This is a genomic window from Bosea sp. (in: a-proteobacteria) (genome assembly GCA_023910605.1).
Lineage (GTDB): Bacteria > Pseudomonadota > Alphaproteobacteria > Rhizobiales > Beijerinckiaceae > Allobosea.
In genome coordinates, this window is record JAAVVV010000001.1 from 197,376 (window position 1) to 212,356 (window position 14,981).

General features: G+C 65.0%; 17 protein-coding genes and 1 tRNA gene. 10 read left to right on the top strand and 8 right to left on the bottom strand.

All coding sequences use genetic code 11. From position 1 onward, the window contains the following. Positions 1–124 precede the first annotated feature (124 nt). Positions 125–676, bottom strand: a complete 552-nt coding sequence (locus tag HEQ16_01010) for a winged helix-turn-helix transcriptional regulator (protein ID MCO4052654.1) — start codon at positions 674–676, stop codon at positions 125–127. Between the two features lie 635 nt (positions 677–1,311). After that, complete coding sequence (gene hppD / locus HEQ16_01015; GenBank protein MCO4052655.1) at positions 1,312–2,439, bottom strand: 4-hydroxyphenylpyruvate dioxygenase; 1,128 nt, start codon at positions 2,437–2,439, stop codon at positions 1,312–1,314. Between the two features lie 158 nt (positions 2,440–2,597). Here hppD and HEQ16_01020 point away from each other — a divergent pair, with 158 nt between their 5' ends. The 5 genes from HEQ16_01020 (at position 2,598) to HEQ16_01040 (ending at position 6,132) form a co-directional block, all read left to right on the top strand. Continuing rightward, positions 2,598–3,092, top strand: coding sequence for an Lrp/AsnC family transcriptional regulator (locus tag HEQ16_01020; GenBank protein MCO4052656.1), 495 nt, complete (start codon positions 2,598–2,600; stop codon positions 3,090–3,092). A gap of 84 nt (positions 3,093–3,176) precedes the next feature. Then, entirely contained in the window at positions 3,177–3,827 is a 651-nt protein-coding gene (gene eda, locus HEQ16_01025; protein MCO4052657.1) for a bifunctional 4-hydroxy-2-oxoglutarate aldolase/2-dehydro-3-deoxy-phosphogluconate aldolase, read from the top strand. Positions 3,828–3,952: 125 nt separating this feature from the next. Then, complete coding sequence (locus HEQ16_01030) at positions 3,953–4,915, top strand: tellurite resistance TerB family protein (protein ID MCO4052658.1); 963 nt, start codon at positions 3,953–3,955, stop codon at positions 4,913–4,915. Between the two features lie 141 nt (positions 4,916–5,056). Continuing rightward, positions 5,057–5,614: a permease gene (locus HEQ16_01035; GenBank protein MCO4052659.1), complete on the top strand. Its 558-nt coding sequence runs from the start codon at positions 5,057–5,059 to the stop codon at positions 5,612–5,614. Continuing rightward, positions 5,611–6,132: a hypothetical protein gene (locus HEQ16_01040; protein ID MCO4052660.1), complete on the top strand. Its 522-nt coding sequence runs from the start codon at positions 5,611–5,613 to the stop codon at positions 6,130–6,132. Before HEQ16_01035 ends, HEQ16_01040 begins: the two co-directional genes overlap by 4 nt. Before the next feature lie 14 nt (positions 6,133–6,146). On the opposite strand, the gene HEQ16_01045 is transcribed toward HEQ16_01040, so the two are convergent. Then, positions 6,147–6,437, bottom strand: coding sequence for a YggT family protein (locus HEQ16_01045; GenBank protein MCO4052661.1), 291 nt, complete (start codon positions 6,435–6,437; stop codon positions 6,147–6,149). A 99-nt stretch (positions 6,438–6,536) separates the two neighbouring features. Between HEQ16_01045 and HEQ16_01050 the strand changes: the two genes are divergently transcribed. Then, a tRNA-Ala gene (locus tag HEQ16_01050) sits at positions 6,537–6,612 on the top strand. A 131-nt stretch (positions 6,613–6,743) separates the two neighbouring features. Here HEQ16_01050 and HEQ16_01055 read toward each other — a convergent pair. Together HEQ16_01055 and HEQ16_01060 are read right to left on the bottom strand one after the other, a co-directional pair. Beyond that, positions 6,744–6,962, bottom strand: a complete 219-nt coding sequence (locus tag HEQ16_01055) for a hypothetical protein (GenBank protein MCO4052662.1) — start codon at positions 6,960–6,962, stop codon at positions 6,744–6,746. A gap of 293 nt (positions 6,963–7,255) precedes the next feature. Further along, complete coding sequence (locus HEQ16_01060) at positions 7,256–8,554, bottom strand: hypothetical protein (GenBank protein MCO4052663.1); 1,299 nt, start codon at positions 8,552–8,554, stop codon at positions 7,256–7,258. 62 nt (positions 8,555–8,616) lie between these two features. Here HEQ16_01060 and HEQ16_01065 point away from each other — a divergent pair, with 62 nt between their 5' ends. Next, on the top strand, positions 8,617–9,024 hold the full coding sequence (locus HEQ16_01065) for a hypothetical protein (GenBank protein ID MCO4052664.1): 408 nt from the start codon (positions 8,617–8,619) through the stop codon (positions 9,022–9,024). An 8-nt stretch (positions 9,025–9,032) separates the two neighbouring features. Next, positions 9,033–9,206 carry a hypothetical protein gene (locus HEQ16_01070; GenBank protein ID MCO4052665.1) on the top strand — a complete coding sequence of 58 codons (174 nt, stop codon included), beginning with the start codon at positions 9,033–9,035 and terminating at the stop codon, positions 9,204–9,206. Positions 9,207–9,220: 14 nt separating this feature from the next. Here the strand turns inward: HEQ16_01070 and HEQ16_01075 are convergent, their stop codons facing one another. From HEQ16_01075 to HEQ16_01085, 3 genes are all read right to left on the bottom strand, one after another. Then, a complete protein-coding gene (locus tag HEQ16_01075) occupies positions 9,221–9,907 on the bottom strand; it encodes a helix-turn-helix domain-containing protein (protein MCO4052666.1) in 687 nt (228 codons plus the stop codon). A 468-nt stretch (positions 9,908–10,375) separates the two neighbouring features. Further along, entirely contained in the window at positions 10,376–11,449 is a 1,074-nt protein-coding gene (locus HEQ16_01080) for an NAD(P)-dependent alcohol dehydrogenase (GenBank protein ID MCO4052667.1), read from the bottom strand. A gap of 65 nt (positions 11,450–11,514) precedes the next feature. Continuing rightward, positions 11,515–13,110, bottom strand: coding sequence for an AAA family ATPase (locus tag HEQ16_01085; protein MCO4052668.1), 1,596 nt, complete (start codon positions 13,108–13,110; stop codon positions 11,515–11,517). Positions 13,111–13,240: 130 nt separating this feature from the next. Here HEQ16_01085 and HEQ16_01090 point away from each other — a divergent pair, with 130 nt between their 5' ends. Next, positions 13,241–13,786 (top strand): hypothetical protein, encoded by a 546-nt coding sequence (locus tag HEQ16_01090; GenBank protein MCO4052669.1) that lies wholly within the window; start codon positions 13,241–13,243, stop codon positions 13,784–13,786. 50 nt (positions 13,787–13,836) lie between these two features. Further along, entirely contained in the window at positions 13,837–14,979 is a 1,143-nt protein-coding gene (locus HEQ16_01095) for an ISAs1 family transposase (GenBank protein ID MCO4052670.1), read from the top strand. Positions 14,980–14,981 lie beyond the last annotated feature (2 nt).

A 14,981-nucleotide genomic window follows, 5' to 3' on the forward strand; every position in this document is an offset into this window, starting at 1 on the left:
GCGGGCCCTGACCCCGCATCGGCTTCAGCCAGGGCTACAGGGCCTGGCTGAAGGAAGGCCGCACCGCCCGCCAGCGCCCGCCCGCCAGCGCCCGCCCTGGCGATGCGGTCGGAGATCCGCACCCTCATCGACCATCCCATGGAGACGGGCCTGCGCCATCAGGCGGCAAAGGGTGGGCGAGCATGTGCTGTCCGACGCGGCGCATGAAATCGCCCAGCGTGGCGCATTCCTCCGCCGAAAGCGCCGCCATCATGTTCTCGATCACCTGCACCTGCACCTTGAGGGCGCGCAAGGTGAGGATCCGTCCTTCGGGGCTCAGGTTGAGCCGGCGCACACGCCTGTCGTCGCGGTCAGGCACGCGCCGAACCAGCCCGCGCCGCTCCAGCTCGGGCAGGAGCATCGACAGGTTGGAGCGGCCCACGAGCAGGCGGTTGGCCAGCTCCTGCTGGGTGAGGCCTGGAAACCGGTAGACATTGGCGAGAATGTCGTAGTGCGGCAGCTTGAGCGACAAAGGCACAAGGCCTGCCGCCATCGCCTTCTCGACGAGCAGATGCACATTCGCCACAGCGATCCAGTTGCGGAAGCGCGGCAGGTCCCAGGGCATCTGGCCCGACTGTCCGGACTGCTCCGCATCCTGGCCGCTCAAGGTCGCATTCCCGTTCGATCGATCTTGCATTCTGTTCAATCTTGAACGATATAGTTCAACATTGAACATTCCTGTTCATGGTTGAACGATTGGACCCGAGAATGGCACAGCCCGGTTTGAAGGTCACCCGCCAACTCGTGCGCTACAGGCGTCGCATGCCCGGACAGGGCCATGGCATGGCGTCATCGGCCATTCCTTCGGCGGCGCCATCGCTCCGGCCCTGATTGGCGGGCTGGTGGAAGGCCAGCCTCCGGTTCCCGTCAAGCGGCTGGCGCTGATCGCCGCTCCGCATTCGATGCCCCGGCTCCTTCATCGCTTTGGCCGGACTATCGGCCTGAATGCGCGCAGCCAGAGCTGGTTCGACGCCCATGTGAAGCGCTTGGCCGGGCGCGAGCGCCAGCTTCGAGAGCGCGGACGTGCCGCGCCAGACCCGCGTGCCCACGCTCGTGCTCCACGCGCACAATGACAGGGAAGCGCCCTTCTCCTGTGCCGAGGCTCTCGCGGCCTCGGGCGGCGACGTCACGCTGAAGGCCCTGCCGGGGCCTGGCCATCGCGGGCGACATCCTGGCTCGCCGCTGTCTGGGGGGGAGGGGGGAGAAGCGTCCGGGCCTTCAGGGGCGCGAAGCGAGATTGCCGCGCGCCGTTGTTCCGGGCCGGATAGCCATTCACTCCGCCGCTGTGAGCACGCCCCGGCGCACCTGGTCCTCCTCGATGGATTCGAACAGGGCGCGGAAATTGCCTTCCCCGAAGCCTTCGTCGCCCTTGCGCTGGATGAACTCGAAGAAGATCGGCCCGAGCACTGTTCCGGAAAAGATCTGCAGCAGCACCTTGCTCATCCGGCCCTCCTTTTCGCCAAGGGCCACGGCGCCCTCGCCATCGATCAGGATGCCATTGGCCTTGAGCCGGTCCAGCGGCTCGCCATGGTTCGGCACGCGCTGCTCGATCTTCTCGTAATAGGTGGCCGGCGGCGATGGCATGAAGGGCAGGCCTCGCGCCCGGAGCGCTTCCACAGAGGCGTAGATGTCGCGCGAGCCCATGGCGACATGCTGAATGCCCTCGCCCTTGTACTGGCGCAGGTATTCCTCGATCTGGCTCCTGTCGTCGAGGCTCTCGTTGATCGGGATGCGGATCTTGCCGCAGGGCGAGGTCAGCGCCCGGCTGATGAGCCCGGTGAGCTTGCCCTCGATGTTGAAGAAGCGGATTTCGCGGAAGTTGAACAGCTTCTCGTAAAAGCCGGCCCAGTGATCCATGCGCCCGCGCTGCACATTATGGGTGAGGTGGTCGAGATAAAACAGGCCGGCCGGCTCTGGCCTTGGGTCGCGCTCCCCGATCCAGACGAAGTCCACATCCCAGATCGAGCCCTTCTCGCCATAGCGGTCGACGAAATAGAGCAGCGAGCCGCCGATCCCCTTCACGGCCGGAATGTTCAGCTCCATCGGGCCGACCTTGCCCTCGAACGGCTCGGCCCCCAGAGCGATGGCGCGGTCATAGGCATGTCTGGCGTCCACCACACGGAAGGCCATGGCGCAGGCGCACGGACCATGTTCGGCGGCGAAGCGCTGAGCGAAGCTGTCAGGCTCGGCATTGACCACGAAGTTGACGTCGCCCTGGCGGTAGAGCGTGACGTTCTTGGAGCGGTGACGGGCGACAGGCGTGAAGCCCATCGTCTCCAGCAGCGCCTTGAGGGTCTCGGGCTCGGGATGGGCGAATTCGACGAACTCGAACCCGTCGGTTCCCATCGGATTGGCCGGGGATATCGCGGGCGGGGCGGTGTCGTGCGGAAAGGGTCCCATGGCATGCTCCTTGTGCGCCCAGGTCATGCCGGGCGGCTGCGTCGCGCCGGTCGCGCGCACTGACGCGTCAAGTCTATCGCATCAGGCGCGCATGGAGCGTGCAAACTACGTCTGTCATCTTCCTTGTATGCTCGATCCGTGCATATATTGAGGCCATCATGCGCGGATCGATCGAGCTCGACGGATTGGACTGGAAGCTCCTGGCCAGCCTTCAGGACGATGGCTCGCGCACCAACGCCGCGCTCGCCGAGGAGATCGGCCTTTCCGCCAGCCAGGTTTCGCGCCGACGCCAGAGGCTGGAGGAGCAGGGCGTGATCCAGGGCTACAGGGCCCTGATCGCACCGGTCACCGTCGGCCTGATGGTGACCGTCTTCATCCATGTCGCCCTTGACACGCATTCGCGCGACAATGCGCGCCGCTTCCGCGATCTCGTGCGCGCCACGCCGTCCGTGCTCGAGGCTCATGCGCTGACGGGCGAGGCGGATTATCTGATCAAGCTGGCGGTGGGCGACCTCAAGGAGCTTTCGGCGCTGGTGAATGAGGTTTTCCTTCCCCATGAAAGCGTGGCGCGGGTGCGCTCCGAGATCGTGCTCGAGACGCTCAAGGAAACCTCGGGCCTGCCCCTGCCGGCATCTGCCCTGCCGCGCCGCTGAGCGGCGCGCATTCGGCGCTTGGCCTTGCGCAGGCCCATGCCTATGACATGGCGGACAATGGACATGGCAGCGAAGGAGCGGGACATGATCCGCCAGACCCAGGCCCAGAGCACGGCGCGCGACCTCTTCAAACTGGCGCGCATCGTCCCGGTCGTGAGCGGCGACGATCCCGATGCCGGTGTGGCGTTGGCCCGCGCGCTGGTCGCCGGCGGCCTGCCGCTGGTCGAAATGACCTTGCGCAGCCCCAATGCGCTGGCCGTGATCCGGGCCATAGCGCAGAACGTGCCCGAGGCGGTGCTGGGCGTTGGGACCGTGCTGGAAGCGGCGCAGGTGCATGCCGCGCTGGATGCAGGCGCGCGCTTTCTGGTGAGCCCGGGCATGACCTCCGAACTGGCCCCCGCCGCGGCCCAGTCGCCCGTTCCGTTCCTGCCGGGCATCGCCACCATCTCCGAAGCCATGCGGCTGCGCGAGCTTGGCTTTTCCACTCTCAAGTTCTTTCCCGCGGAAAGTTCGGGCGGCGTCGCCGCGCTCAGGGCCTTCCAGCCCGTGCTGCCTGATCTCGCCTTCTGCCCGACGGGCGGAATCGACGCCGCGCGCGCTCCGGGCTATCTCGCGCTGGCCAATGTTGCAGGCCTGGGCGGCTCGTGGATCGCGCCGGCTGGCCTGATCGCCAAGGGTGACTTTGCCGCCATCACAGCACTGGCGCATGACGCGGCACAACTCTTCAAGCACTGATTGAAGTGCGGGCTATAGAAGAACGCCGCCGGACACCACATTTATTTCAAAACATCACTGGCAAGTGTGACCATAACGCTTACATCCCGGCGAGGGCGCCGGATGGCGCGCCCCTGGAGGGTGACATGTTCGACGCGAAGTCGTTACTCAACGCGCTTGTGAGCGCTGGCTCGCAAATGGCGCAGAAGGCGGCGCAGCCGACCCAGCCCGGAAAGGCCGGCGGCGTTGGCGGGCTTCTGGGCTCCGTTCTGGGCCAGATCTCGCAGGTCAGTCAGGGCGCTGCGGGAACTGCTCCCACGGCGGGCGGCGGCCATGGCGGCATTGTCGGCTCGGTGCTGGGCAAGCTTCAGCAGGGCGCGCAAGGGGCGGCGCAGCAGGCCGGCGGCATGGCCGGTCAGGCAGGTCAGGCCGCCACCGGCGCGTTCGACAAGCTGCAGGGGCGTCTCGCCGGCACGCAGGCGGGCGATCTGCTCAACCGGGCGCGCGAGTTGGCCGGCCAGAACCAGATGGCGACGGGCGCGGCCCTGGGCGGCCTGGCAGCACTGGTGCTCGGCTCCAAGACCGGCCGCTCGGTCGTGGGATCGGCGGCGGCCATGGGCGGCCTCGCGCTCATCGGCGGCCTCGCCTACAAGGCCTACCAGAACCATCAGGCCGGACAGCCCGTGCCTGGCCAGGCTCAGGCTGCCGCCTTGCCGGCGCCGGCTGGCTCCGGCTTCGAGCCCGAGGCCGCCAGCAACGAGACAGCGATCCTGCTCATCCGCGCGATGATCGCCGCGGCTGCATCCGATGGCCTGATCGATGCCACCGAGCGTCAGGCCATCGTGGGCGGGCTCGCGGAAGCCGGCTTCGATCCGGAAGGCAATGCCTGGCTGGAGCATGAGATGGCCAATCCGGCCAGGCTCGCGGATCTGGCGGCTGGCGCGGCCACGCCCGAACTGGCGGCGCAAGTCTACACCGCGGCCCGTCTCGCCATAGAGCCCGACACCCAGCCGGAAGCCGATTTCCTGGCCGGCCTTGGCCAGTCCCTGGGGCTCGACCCCGGCCTTGTCGGCCAGATCGACCTCGCCGCGGCAAGCGTCAAGGCCTGAACCTTCACGCCTGAGCAATGCCGACCCCGCCATGCGGTGGACGCGGTTGCGTCCGCAGCCGAACGGCGACACTAATGACCAGCCTCGCCTGTCCGGGCGGGGCTCTTTTTCATGATGCCCTTGCCGGATAGCCCCGCTCGCGTGGACAAGTCCTCTGAACGCCGCCTCTTCGACTGGAGCTTCTGGCTTATCGCCGGGCTGACGGTGGCTTCGGTGGCCGTGGTGTGGCGCCGTGACGGCGTCGGCGTCGTCCGGCACATCTTCACGGAGGATCTGTGGCTCTTCGTCGAGATCGTGCCGAAGGTTATCGCGGGCACATTGATCGGCGAACTCGTGCGCAGACTGGTTCCGCGGGAAGTCATCGTGCGCTGGCTCGGCGAGGGCTCCGGGCTCAAGGGCCTCGCCATCGCCTCCTTCATCGGCTTTCTGTTTCCCGCCGGTCCGTTCACTGTGTTTCCGCTCGCGGCCGCGCTGCTGGTGATCGGCGCCGACCGTGGTGCGGCCGTCGCCTTCATCACGGGCTGGCTCCTGATCGGTCTCAATCGGATGCTGATCTGGGAACTGCCCTTCTTCGGCGGAGATGTGGTCTTCCTGCGCATGGCGCTGTGCTGGTGGATGCCGCTCGCGGCCGGGCTCATGGCGCGCTGGCTGCCAGTCTCCCCCGGCAAGGGCTCGGACGGTGCAAGGCAGGGCCCGTGATGCTGCTGGCGCTGACCCTCTTTCTCTATGGCGTGGTGGTGGCGCTGATGCTCATCGCCTGGCGCCGGCATGACGGCACGCTCAATCTCTCGGTCACTGCGGCGGTGCGCGAAGTGCTGCACCTGGCGCCACGGCTCGCGCTCGGTGTGATCGGGTCAGGCTTCATCGCGCAGGCCCTGCCGCAGGACCAGATCGTGAGCTGGTTCGGCCAGGGCAGCGGCATCCTGGGCGTCGCGCTTGCGGCGCTGGCAGGCGCCTTGACGCCGGGCGGGCCGGTTGTGGGCTTCGCGCTTGGCGCGGTGGCGCTGAAGGCCGGGGCGGGCCTGCCCCAGGTCATGGCCTTCGTCACCGGCTGGTCGCTCTATACGCTCAACCGGACGCTGATCTGGGAACTGCCCTACATGCCCGCATGGTTCGTGCGGGCGCGGCTCATCGTGAGCCTGCCCTTCCCCTTCATCACAGCCGGGCTCGTGGCCTTGGTGCTGGCCTGGCCTGATCCCGGCGCGCTGCTGCGCTGACGCCCCTGCACGCTTCAGAAGACGAGGGGACGCAGATAACGCGCGATGACGCTCTGCAGGAAAAAGATGATCAGCAGCAGCACGATCGGCGACAGATCGAGTCCGCCCAGATTGGGCATGACCTTGCGGATCGGCCGCAGCGCAGGCTCCGTGACCCGATAGAGGAAATCCCAGATCGTGCGCACCAGATCATTGCTGGCGTTGATCACGTTGAACGCCACGAGCCAGCTGATGATGGCCGATGCGATGACCAGCCAGGTGTAAAGGCCGAGCGCAAGGTCGATGACATCGAGGACGGACTGCATGTGAGTGCTTCTCGGCTCAAGGAATAGACGCAAGCATGGCGCTGAAGCGCCGGCCGGATTGACAGCGATGCCCCGGCCGGCCTAAAAGCCGCTCGCTCTGGGGCTGTAGCTCAGATGGGAGAGCGCTGCAATCGCACTGCAGAGGTCAGGGGTTCGAATCCCCTCAGCTCCACCAGGGCTTCTCCGTAAATCTTTGATTATCACGCTTTTTCTGTAGCAAAAAATTCAGATGAGCGTTGCTGATGAGCCTTATCCGATGCCGCGTTTTTGTCTGTCTTCTGAGGCAGGCGACACATTAATGCAAATTCAGAAGAACGCTTTTGTCTGAATTGGCGCAAGCGCGATAGTGAATACACGGATTTTGAGAATGTGAAGGCTTTTTTTGACCATTACATTTCGATATTTTTTGATTTTGTTCGCGAAGAACTCAAAGTTGACGGAATTTAGCAAGATTCCGTCAAGGATGCTGCGCCAAGCACGAATGCCGCCGCCGCGCCCACCCGGCGGGACAAGCACCTCATGCATATCTGGGCGCACGGGCGTTCGACATGGCAAGAGACTTCAGCGCGCACGCGCCGATCAAAGGTCGAGGTGCAGATCAGCCGCTACAGGCGCGTCGCCGGCGACGCGCTGCGATCATGCGGTGATCCTCAGCGAAAGACCGAAGTCAAAATCACCGTCAACGCTCTCAACCGCATGAATGAACTGGGCAGGCCTGCCTCAATCCGGGTCGCCTGAAGCCGATGGGGAAAGGGGGGAACTGCGGTTCGGGCCATCTTCATGCAACAAGCTCGAACCGCACCACTCGTGGGGGCCCGTCAGCGGACGAGACGCACGGCTGTGGTTGTGGTTGTTGTGCCTCCCCCCGCGATCGTTTTGAACGCCGCCTTGAAGTCGTTGACCGAGTTGATCATGAAATGGCGGCTGGCCGATGCGCATCTCTGCAGATGGGGTGTGGCATTATTGTTGCCGGTGAGCTGAACGATTGCAACCTCGATGCCGGCTGCCTTCATGCGGCTGCACACATCCTCGAGATTGTCGAAGCCCCGTTTGGAGCCCATATTGCCGCCGTAGACCACTGCCGGGCCGCCGGTCGGCAGAACCTCATACCGGTATGCTTCGGTGCGTCCGTCGGTGACGTACACGGCGAGTTTGCGTCCGGTGCCGTAGTCCGCTGGGTAGTTTGCGCGTGCCCACTGATTTTTCCAGCGCGGGGACAGCATGCGCCATGCCCAGGCCATGCCCTCGTCGGGCCGGCCGGTTCCGCCGCCCCCCATGTCTTTGAGCGCCGGCACGAGCAGGCCAGGCCCCACTTGCGCCACGGTGGCTCTCTCGCCGAAACAATCGAAGGTGTAGGAATACCCGCCGGGGGCACTGGAGGGACGATTCTTAAAATACTTGAAGCTGGCCACGCTCGGCGGATCGTCGGTCAGCGTTTGGATCCGGCCACTGACGGTCTGCTCGCGCACATCGAGACAGCCATGCCAGCCCGACGGCTTCGAACCCGATGCCCAGGCACCGGCGCCATCGTGAAGCCGGACACGATCGGAGAAGGGCATGACGGTTCCCACGACGGAGCCGGCGCTGGCTCCCGTGAACATGTTGGTCACGAATTCCTGCATCGTGGCGATCGCAGTATCGTATTCCGCCTGTGAGGAAAACATGGAGTTGGTGATGTCGAAGGCGACCACGAACTCGGCCTGCCCTGACACTGCCGTCGTGCCCTGCGCGGCCTCGGAAGCCACCGAGATATTCGAGCTAGAGAAGCCGAGCACGCGCGTCAACTGGTTGGGCACCTGGGCCGAGGCCTCGTACCGGAAGTGGCCATCGGCGACGCGGGTGAGTGTGCCCGCGCCCGGGTTGGCGTCTGAGACCTGGCTGAGATTTGCGCTGAACACAGCCTTGGCGACCTGGTTGCGCTCGGCCAGGGTCGCGCTCACTGGCATTCGGGCCGCGGCCAGCGTAGCGGCATCGGCTGCGCTCTGCATGCTCACGCGAGTATTGCTCATCCTGTTGTAGTCGATGGCTGCGCCGACCAGGCCAACCATCGGAACGAGGGCCAGCCCAAAGATGAGTCCGACGGCGCCGCTTTCGGACCGCCCGAGGGATCTCATCATTTGATCGTTCCGGAGTTTGCGTATCGGCATTGGCATCACGAACTCGACCTCTTGAGACGGAAATGAACGTGATCCTTATATCTTATAAAGTGTTGAAGATATACTATCAGAATGATACCGCCTTACTCCCGCGCGTTCTTCGTTTGTTAGGGTTAATTCACCAGCCCAGCATGCTGCTCGAAGGGCGAATCGTGCGATTTCTTCGGGCGCATGGGAACAGTTGGCGATCAGGGGCTGAAGCTGCGTCGCAGGAGGATGGCAAATGCCTGGTGGCGGCCTATCGTAGAGGCAGGCTGGACGTTGGCGTGGGTGACGTCCCGGGACATGGTGCAGCTCGACGTTTGCCATCGTCCCGGCTGCGCGCCTTCAGCAGCGACTTGGCAGCCGGGCAGACGGCGGTGGCCATTGAATGGTCTTCGGGTGAGGCTCTGGTTTGCGACAACCAGGCGAACCTGAGGACGGCCAAATGACCCATCACATGATGGACCTTAGCACGATTGTGGAGAAGCCCCCCGACGCCGATATCCTGCGGGAGATGATCGGCTTTGTCGCCGACAGCATGGCCAAGCCGGCTGTCATCGGCACAAGGAGCCAGATCACCGGTCTCCTTGCCGGCAGCGAAGGCACCACGGTTTCCACATCCGTCCGGTGATGTGGGACTGTTCGTCAGCCGGCCAGCAGGCTGATCAGTTCAGGAGCCCGCACGGTCACGTCGCCCTGCCGGGGACCGACCTCGATGATGCCCTGTTTCTGCAGCGCGCTCATGGTGCGGCAGACGGTCTCGAGAGACAGACCAAGGTAGTCGCCCATCTCGCCGCGCGTCAGGGGAACGTTCAGGCGGATCGGTCCGTGGCATGCGCGGGGGGATTGGAAAGGACGATCTCCAATGACGCGCGCCAACCGGAGCAGGAGTTGGCAAATCCGCTCCTGAGCCGTCTTGCGGCCAAGCGCCAGCAGATGGTCGTGGGTCCGCACAATCTGCCGCCCAGCCTGACGGGCCACGTCCCAGCCTGACATCCCCGCCCGTTCGAGATCGCACTGGCGCATCACGGAAAGGACTGTCGGCTGCAAGGCGATTGCGGTCTCATGATACGAGTGCTCGATTGCAAACCCGCAGAAGTCTCCCGGCAGGAGAATCTCCGCGAGTTGTCGCCGGCCATCCTCAAGGAAGAGTTCGAGCGCCACGGCGCCGCTCTCGACCCGGTAGAGATGCGTGACGGGATCCCCCTGGTGAAAGATGGCGCTTCGCTTCGCATATGCCCTGCAAAGCCCGACGGCCCCTCCTCCCTTGACGGGTTGGCGACCTTCACTGTCGTCGATCCGGACTGCCACGGGCGCATTGAAGGTCGCCATCAAACTGCTCCTTGAGGGTAGGAAACATGCAGTAGCGTCATTGGGTTCCCTGCAATGTGGCATTTTAGGGAACTCTACGGATGTTTAGCGCAGTGCAGGATGGGTCGTGCAGCTCCGCCACCCCGTCGTTGATCCATCACAAACGGCACAGGCCGCTCATCGTGGCGCGGCTCACGCTTGGGGCAGGTTCACCATCGGAACGTCGAGGAGATAGCGGTCGTGGAAAGTGAGAATGCACGGGAATGGGTCGCTGTTCGGGCCCAGCATTCACAGACAGCTGCTACATCCGTTGCGGCGCCAGGACTGTCTGTCATTGCGCAGGAACCCAGCCTTGCCGCCAGCGTGCGCCGCAATGGGCTCAGCCATTCCGCCGTCCTTCCGCCGGGCGTCCTGTCCGACAAGGTCGTGCGCATGTCCCGCCGCAGCCTGATGATGGCCCGCTGAAGCGAAGGCGCCGAATGCGCCGGTTCACGGCGTGATTGCAACCTTCAGCACGCCATCGCGCTGATGGGAGAACAGATCATAGGCCTTCTCGATGTCGTCGAGCCTGAAGCGATGGGTCACCAGCGGCGTGAGATCGACGCGGCCCGAGGCGACGACCTCCATCAGCCGCCGCATCCGCTCCTTGCCGCCGGGGCACAAAGTGGAGACGATGGTGTGGTCGCCGAGCCCGGCGGCGAAAGCCCCGAGAGGAATTGTCAGGTCGCCGGAATAGACACCGAGGCTCGACAGCGTGCCGCCTGGCCGGAGCACCTTGAGCGCCGCCTCGAAAGTGCCCTGCGTCCCCAGCGCCTCGATGGCGACATCGACCCCGCGCCCATCGGTCGCCGCCATGATGGCCTCGACCGGATCCTTCTCGCGGAAGTTGATCGCGATGTCAGCGCCAAGCTTCTTCGCCACCGCCAGCCTTTCCGGCAGGCGGTCCACGACAAGGATCCTGGTGGCGCCCATCAGACGGGCTCCTGCCGTGGCGCACAGTCCGATCGGGCCTTGCGCGAACACGGCGACCGTATCGCCGATGCGGATACCCCCCCGTTCAGCCCCGCTGAAGCCGGTCGACATGATGTCGGGGCACATCAGCACCTGCTCGTCCGTCAACGCGTCGGGTACGGGGCTGAGGTTCGCCATCGCATCGGGAACGCAGACGAACTCGGCCTGGCAGCCGTCGATGGTGTTGCCGAAGCGCCAGCCGCCGATCGCCTTCCAGCCATGCTTCGTCCCGGCGCCGTCCTGCGAATGGCAACCGCACAGGCAGGCATTCGACCAGCCGCTCGGCGTGATGGCGCCTGCGATCACGCGCTGCCCCTCGCGATAACCGGTGACCGCTGAGCCGAGCTTCTCGATCACGCCGACCGGCTCGTGGCCGACGGTGAGACCGCTGGCGACGGGATACTCGCCCTTGAGGATATGCACGTCGGTGCCGCAGATGGTCGTGGTCGTGATGCGGATGAGCGCGTCCAGGGGGCCGATATCGGGAATTGGCTTCTCGTCGAGGACGATCCGGCCAGGCTCGACAAAGACAGCGGCCTTCATCCTGGGCATGGGCAATCTCCTCAAGTTTTCGTTGGTGAACGTGCCCCAAGCGTGAGCCGCAACACTGATCTGCGTCAGTCCCCGCTCAGCGTGCGACATTCGTGTGAAGCGAGCAGGTCACTGATCATCCGGGCGTTCCTTTCGACTGGCAGCGCGGCATCCAGCGTGATCCAGGCGATCTCGCCGGGATCGCGCGCGAGCTGCCTGTCGAGGACCTCGACCGTCGCATCCGAGGCGCCGCCGCGGCGCGCGGCGACCCGCGTGCGCAAGAGCGAGGGATCAGCGCGCAGCCAGAACCCGTGGACAGCCGCGCCGACGACGCGCGCGGCGGCCTCGATCTGTCCGCGGTCGGACGCCCGCTCGAACACGGCGTCGCACACGACGCTGGCACCCGCGCCAAGAAGACGCCGCGAGCGTTCGGCCAGACTCTCGTAGACCTTCACCGACACTTCCGCCCGGTAGGCATCGGCCGGCAACCTTGCCTCGGCCGGAGCGCCATGCAGCGCCTTGCGGATGCGGTCGCTCTCGACGATCCGGGCGCCGGGAGGCGAACCGAGATGGGGAGCGAGCGCATCGGCGAGTGTCGACTTGCCGGCGCCGCTCAGTCCGCCGATTGCGACCAGAATCGCGGGCCTGGATTCCAGCGCCGCATGGGCCAGAGCCAGGTAGCTGCGCGCTTTGTCCAGCAGCGCATTGGCCTGCGGTCCCCCATCCATGCTTTGCGTGGCGCTGACATGGGCGCGGACGGCGGCACGAACCCCGATCAGGAACGGCAACAGAACGTAGGCTTCGTCATGGCCGGCTACGTCAAGGTAGCGGTTGGCGGCCAGGTTCGCGAGCTGTCTAAGGTCGCAATGCCACAAATCCATCAGCAGGAAAGCCAGATCGTACAACACATCGGTGGTGGCGAGTTCATCGTTGAACTCGATGCAGTCGAACAACCTTGGCCCGCCGTCGAGAAGGCAGATGTTCCGCAAGTGCAGATCACCGTGACAGCGGCGGACGAGACCCTCCGACGCCCGGCGGTCCAGGAGGGTCCGATGCCGCTCCAGCTGTTCTGTGCAGGCCCGGGTGATCGCCTTGATCTGCGCGTCGTCGAAGACGCCGCTCGTCCAGAACCCGGCCTCGTTGATCTTCAGCACCGCCGACATGCGGTCAGCCCCTCCCGCGCGCGGCCCGACAGGAGCCCCCGCGTGGAAGTCGGCGATCATGCACGCGACGCGGGTGATCATGCCTGCGTCCAGGTCACCCCGGACGGCCATGCGGTCGAGGAGCGCGGCCTGGTCGAAGCGCCGCATCTCGACCACTGCATCAAGCAGTTCGCCCTCTTCTCCCCTGATGAGTTCTCCGCCCGGCCGCCGCGAAATGGCATGGCAGCCGAGGTAGAGGCCTGGAGCGGTCATGGAATTCAACTCGACCTCGCGCCGGCAGGCTGCAAGCCGGAGCGCAGGCGTCGAGAAATCGACGTAAGGAAGCCGGACGGCGCGCTTCATCTTCCAGGCGCGATCACCTGCCAGGAAGATATGCGAGATGTGTGTGTCGATCCGCTCGACGGGAGCGCCGCCGTGGTTGCGCGGGTCCGTCATCATCGCGATCACGTCAGCTTGCGGGTCTTCGATGGCGGGACACTCCGTGCGGCAAGGTCCGACAAAGCCGGCAGCATTCCTCATGCCAGGGGACAGGGCGCTGACCTGCGTCAGAGATGGCGCATCGAAAACAGGAAAGCGTGCCGGCGGGAGATTCACCATGCCCGCTCGCCGGACCGCGGACCAGCCAGACACCAGACTGACAGAACCAGGCATGTCGCAGATCATGGAGGCGTTGCTTCCGGTTGTCGGGCAAGCTGGGGAGACGGTCATGCGGCTCCGCACGGATGGCTTTCAGACGCACGCGAAACCCGATGCATCGCCGGTCACGCCAGCCGATCTCGCAAGCCAATCTCGCCAGCCGATCTCGCAAGCCGATCTCGCAAGCCATGAGATGCTCGCGCGGGCGCTCGATGCGGCCTGCCCCGGCATGCCATTGATCAGCGAGGAGGATGTCGAAAGCCCTGCACGCGACGAGCCGTCTGCGTTCTTCCTGATCGACCCGCTCGACGCGACACGCGAGTTTTGCGCACGTCGGGAATGCTTCACGATCAACGTCGATCCCGCGGTCCGGGCAGGGCTGGCGGGCATCCCGCCAGTGGACCGGGCCGACACCAATCCACCAGGGAGCCTGACCGCCAGTGAAAGGCCGTCAATCCTGCGCGGCCTGAACAAGGCTGGATCGGGGCGATTACCGAGACTGCCCTGGTTCGTTGGGCACGGCAACTTTGTCAGGTTAACGGCGGAGCGCACGGGATAGCTTTGGAGTATGGCTTCTGATTCAACGGGCTCGGATCAGGAGCCCGAACGATGGATCAGATTTTCGTCAAGGACCGGTTGCGCCTTCTGCTGGATCACTTCGGACGCGTCGGGGACCCGCGCGAGAGCTGCAAGGTCAAGTATCCGCTTGCGGAAGTGCTTTTTCTGGTGACCTGCGCGTCTGTCGCGGGTTGCGACGACTATGACGAGATCGCCGATTGGGGCGATGCGCATCTGCCTTTCCTGCGCGAGCATGCCGAGTATTTCTTCGGCACTCCCAAGGAGGATTGGCTGCGGGTGGTGCTGAACCGGATCGATCCGGCGCTGTTTGCGGCCTGCTTCACGGCCTGGGCGACGCAGCTGCGACCGGACGCGGCGGACCTGATCGCGCTGGACGGCAAGACAGCGCGCCGCAGCGGCGAGGCTGGCCGCAGTCTGCCCCCCATCCATCTGGTCAGCGCCTGGGCCTCGACCCAGCGCCTCGTGCTGGCGCAGGAGGCCGTGGACGCCAAGGACAACGAATGCGCCGCCATGCTGGCAATCCTGGAGCGGCTGACGCTCAAGGGCGCGCTCGTCACCATCGACGCCATCGCCACCAACCCGTCCATGGCCAAGGCGATCACGGACAAGGAAGGCGACTATCTTCTGGCCCTCAAGCGCAACCAGCCGACCCTGCACGACGAGGTCGCGGCCTATTTCGACGATCCGGCCACGACAGGGCTCGCCACCAGCATCAGCGTCGACAAGGATCATGGACGCATCGAGACCCGTACCACCACGGTCAGCCATGAGATCGGCTGGCTGGAAGGCGGGCGACGCCATCCCGGCGAGCATCGCTTCCACCGTCTCAGAAGCATCGTGCGAGCCACCACACAAGTCGAACGGCAGGGCAAGACCTCCCGGGAGACGCGGTTCTTCATCTCCTCCGCCCTTCTCACACCCGAACGCGCTGCAACCGCCATTCGCAGCCATTGGGGCATCGAAAGCCTCCACTGGGTGCTCGATGTCGTCTTCAAGGAGGATCAATCACGCCTCAGGCGCGGTCATGGAGCGCAGAACATGGCCCTCGTGCGAAGGCTCGCCTTCAACCTCGTCCGCGCAGGAAAGGGAAACCGCTCCATCAAAACAGCCCGAAAAGCCGCTGGATGGAACACAAACACCCTCGCCCAGATCATCCATGCCTCACCGCGTTAACC

Coding starts and splice junctions, on each gene's coding strand:
- HEQ16_01020 (MCO4052656.1), top strand. CDS start 2,598: ATGCGCGGATCGATCGAGCTCGACGGATTGGACTGGAAGCTCCTGGCC.
- HEQ16_01080 (MCO4052667.1), bottom strand. CDS start 11,449: ATGCCCAGGATGAAGGCCGCTGTCTTTGTCGAGCCTGGCCGGATCGTC.
- HEQ16_01060 (MCO4052663.1), bottom strand. CDS start 8,554: ATGATGAGATCCCTCGGGCGGTCCGAAAGCGGCGCCGTCGGACTCATC.
- HEQ16_01095 (MCO4052670.1), top strand. CDS start 13,837: ATGGATCAGATTTTCGTCAAGGACCGGTTGCGCCTTCTGCTGGATCAC.
- hppD (MCO4052655.1), bottom strand. CDS start 2,439: ATGGGACCCTTTCCGCACGACACCGCCCCGCCCGCGATATCCCCGGCC.
- HEQ16_01075 (MCO4052666.1), bottom strand. CDS start 9,907: ATGGCGACCTTCAATGCGCCCGTGGCAGTCCGGATCGACGACAGTGAA.
- HEQ16_01070 (MCO4052665.1), top strand. CDS start 9,033: ATGATGGACCTTAGCACGATTGTGGAGAAGCCCCCCGACGCCGATATC.
- HEQ16_01085 (MCO4052668.1), bottom strand. CDS start 13,110: ATGAGGAATGCTGCCGGCTTTGTCGGACCTTGCCGCACGGAGTGTCCC.
- HEQ16_01045 (MCO4052661.1), bottom strand. CDS start 6,437: ATGCAGTCCGTCCTCGATGTCATCGACCTTGCGCTCGGCCTTTACACC.
- HEQ16_01055 (MCO4052662.1), bottom strand. CDS start 6,962: ATGCATGAGGTGCTTGTCCCGCCGGGTGGGCGCGGCGGCGGCATTCGT.
- HEQ16_01065 (MCO4052664.1), top strand. CDS start 8,617: ATGAACGTGATCCTTATATCTTATAAAGTGTTGAAGATATACTATCAG.
- HEQ16_01090 (MCO4052669.1), top strand. CDS start 13,241: ATGTCGCAGATCATGGAGGCGTTGCTTCCGGTTGTCGGGCAAGCTGGG.
- HEQ16_01010 (MCO4052654.1), bottom strand. CDS start 676: ATGCAAGATCGATCGAACGGGAATGCGACCTTGAGCGGCCAGGATGCG.
- eda (MCO4052657.1), top strand. CDS start 3,177: ATGATCCGCCAGACCCAGGCCCAGAGCACGGCGCGCGACCTCTTCAAA.
- HEQ16_01030 (MCO4052658.1), top strand. CDS start 3,953: ATGTTCGACGCGAAGTCGTTACTCAACGCGCTTGTGAGCGCTGGCTCG.